The 3,018-nt window shown below is 73.3% G+C and carries 3 protein-coding genes and 1 pseudogene; 1 reads left to right on the top strand and 3 read right to left on the bottom strand.

The annotated features are described in order from the left end of the window. The 3 genes from CCN51_RS51185 to CCN51_RS51175 form a co-directional block, all read right to left on the bottom strand. Positions 1 to 940: GAF domain-containing protein (locus tag CCN51_RS51185; RefSeq protein WP_143676220.1), on the bottom strand; the 940-nt coding region annotated here is incomplete at its 3' end. Between the two features lie 116 nt (positions 941 to 1,056). Beyond that, entirely contained in the window at positions 1,057 to 1,911 is an 855-nt protein-coding gene (locus tag CCN51_RS51180; protein ID WP_014173721.1) for a 3-hydroxybutyrate dehydrogenase, read from the bottom strand. A gap of 55 nt (positions 1,912 to 1,966) precedes the next feature. Beyond that, positions 1,967 to 2,446, bottom strand: coding sequence for an NUDIX hydrolase (locus CCN51_RS51175; RefSeq protein ID WP_014173722.1), 480 nt, complete (start codon positions 2,444 to 2,446; stop codon positions 1,967 to 1,969). Positions 2,447 to 2,694: 248 nt separating this feature from the next. Between CCN51_RS51175 and CCN51_RS51170 the strand changes: the two are divergent. Beyond that, positions 2,695 to 3,018 (top strand): annotated as a pseudogene (locus CCN51_RS51170) (O-antigen ligase family protein); the annotation flags it as partial.

The raw sequence follows: 3,018 nt of genomic DNA, 5'->3' as shown, positions 1-3,018 counted from the left end.
TACGGCGCCGGCCGTGGCCGTCGGCCCGGGAGCGGTCCACGGCCACGGCCGGCGCCGTATGCGCCTCGACGAACTCCACCGTCCCGCTCAGCACCTCGGCCACGGCGGCCGCCACATCGTGCACTCCGCCGCCGCGCAGCACCAGCTCGGTCAGCCGGTCGTGCACCTCCGAGGCGCGTTCGATGACCTCGCTGCGATCGCGGATGATCTCGTTGGCGGCCTCCAGCTCGGCGAGCGCCGATCGCGTCTCGGCCAGCAGATTGGCCGTGTCGATCGCGACGGCCGCGTGGGCGGCGAAGGAGCCGAGCAGGGCGAGCTGTTCGCGTTCGAAGACGCGGGCGCGGCGGTCCGCGGCGAACAGCACGCCGATGACCCCGCTGCCCAGCATCAGCGGCACACCGAGGATGGCCACAAGGCCCTCGTCCATGACGCCCGCGTCGATGGTCCGGGTGTGCTGGAACCGCTCGTCGTCGAAGTAGCTCTCGGTCACATACGGGCGGGCGGTCTGCGCGACCAGCCCGCCGAGCCCCTCGCCCATGCCGAGCCGCAGCTGCTGGAAGCGGGCCGAGACCGAACCGTCGGTGACCCGCATGTAGGTGTCCCCGGCCTGGGGGTCGTTGAGCGTGAGATACGCGACCTCGGTGCCGAGCAGCGAGCGGGCGCGCTGCACGATGGCCTGCAGCACCGCGTCCAGGTCGCGCAGCCCCGCCAGGTCGTGCGCGGTCTCGAAGAGCGCGGACAGCTCGGCCTCGCGGCGTCTGCGCCCCTCCAACTCGCCGCGTACGCGCAGGGCCGGCAGCTTGGCACGTTCCAGGGCCGCGAGCCGGGCGGCCGACGCCCCCTCGGCGCGGGCGCGCAGCACCGGGCGCTCGTATGCCTCGGCGGGCGCGCCGCGCGCGAGCAGTTCCAGGTACGGGGTCTCCGGCTGATCATCGGACATGGTCACAGGGATACTCCCGCCGGGCTCGGACCCGCCAGTGCTTGGGCGCGCCCCCGACGCCCGCTCGGGTGCCCGCTCGGCGGGGTGGGCCGTCGTACGGCCGGGCAGCCGTCCGGTCAGTGGGCGGTCCATCCGCCGTCCATGGCGAGCGAGGCGCCGGTGATGAAGGAGGTGTGCGGACCGCACAGGTAGACGACGGCTTCGGCGACCTCCTCCGGTTCGATGAGCCGCTTGACCGCGGTGTCGGCCAGCATGATCTCCGAGATGACCCGCTCCGGGGGGATGCCGTGGGCGGCGGCCTGGTCGGCGATCTGCCGCTCCACGAGCGGGGTGCGGACATAGCCGGGGTTGACGCAGTTGGAGGTGACCCCGTGGGGCGCGCCCTCCAGGGCCGCGACCTTGGAGAGCCCTTCCAGCCCGTGCTTGGCGGCCACGTACGCCGATTTGTAGGCCGAGGCGCGCAGCCCGTGGACGGAGGAGATGTTGACGATCCGCCCCCAGCCCTGGGCGTACATATGCGGCAGCGCGCCCCGCAGCAGCCGGAAGGGGGCCTCCAGCATCACCGTGAGCACCTGGGAGAAGACCTCGGGCGGAAAGTCCTCGATGGGCCGTACGAGTTGCAGCCCGGCGTTGTTGACCAGGATGTCGACGCCTTCGGCGGCCCGCTCGGCCGCGTCGAGGTCGGTCAGGTCGAGCGCCCGCGCCTCCACACTCCCCGGCAAGCCGGGCGCCGCCTCGGTCCGGGCTGCCAGGGCGGCGAGCTCCGCGAGCCCCTTCTCGTCCTGGTCGACCGCCAGGACCGTGGCCCCGGCGGCGGCCAGCCGGAGGGTGCAGGCCCGGCCGATGCCGCCGGCGGCCCCGGTGACGAGTGCGGTACGCCCGTCAAGTGCGGTACGGCCGCCGAGTGCGGTACGGCCGCCGAGGCCCAGGGCGGCCCCGGCGGCGGGGCCCGGTGTGGTGGACGCGCTCATGACGGGCAGGCTAGGCGGCGGCCGGGGCCCGACCGATGTGCGCCCGGCACATACTTCACTCCGGGATGGTGGAATCGAACCACGTCGGGCCGTCTTCGAAGGCCCGCTTGATCCGGGTCAGCGCGTACTCGTCCAGCTCCGGCAGCGAGTCGACCGGGAACCAGCCCACCTCCAGGGATTCCTCGTCGTTCACCCGCGCCTCGCCGCCCACCGCGCGGCAGCGGAAACAGATGTCGACAAACTGGCATACATCCTTATTGGGATAGGTCACCGGCTCCGCGGTGTGGACGAGCACGATGCGCTCGGGGACACAGCGCACCGCCGTCTCCTCGTACACCTCGCGCACCACCGCCGTCGCGGGCTGCTCGCCGGGTTCGGGGATGCCGGAGGGGAGCGCCCAGCGGCCGTTGTCGGCTCGGCGCCCGAGCAGCACTCTGTCCTCGTCGTCGAGAACGACGGCGCTGGCACCCGGCAGGAACAGCAGTTGGTGACCCGCGGTGGCCCGCAGCTCCAGGATGAAGTCGGGAGTAGGCATGCGCTGAGGCTATCGGTCCGGGCGAGGCGGCACCGAATGCCATTCCCGTCACAGCCGGATGCCTTCCGCACAGCTGCCACACACCTGCCGCATCGTTTCTGCGCAACATATACACATATCCGGCCCCAGTCGCTACGGTATCCGTCCAGGCCCGCATGCGGCCTTTGGCCGCCTCCGGCGGGCCTCCGGCCCCCGCGGACGGCCGGCTCGGCACGCGGTGCCCGTCACGACTCGGGGGGTCGAACGGGATGGCGTCTTCAGCGGCACGGCCTGTCGTACGGGAACACCACAGCGCGCCCGACTTCGTGGGCACCGCGGTCCTCGGCTGTTGTGCCGTCTGGGCCCTGGTCTGCGCCGCGGGCCGCACCGCCCGCCCCGAAGGGGTCCTGCTCGCCGTGCTGGCCGTCGCCGCCGGCTATGCATGCGGCCGGATCGCCGGATCGCTGCTGCCGGTCGCCGCCGCCACGGCCGCCGCGCTCGCGGGCCTCGGCCTGGCCTGCACGGTCCCGGACGGGGTGAGCGGCCATGGCGGCGCCCACGCGGCGCAGTTCACGCTCGCGGTCGGGGCGGCC

Origin of the sequence: Streptomyces milbemycinicus, assembly GCF_002154605.1 — a bacterium.
Taxonomy (GTDB): Bacteria; Actinomycetota; Actinomycetes; order Streptomycetales; family Streptomycetaceae; genus Streptomyces; species Streptomyces milbemycinicus.
The sequence above is the reverse complement of the archived record's forward strand: the minus strand, read 5'-3'. Positions and strand labels throughout refer to the sequence as shown.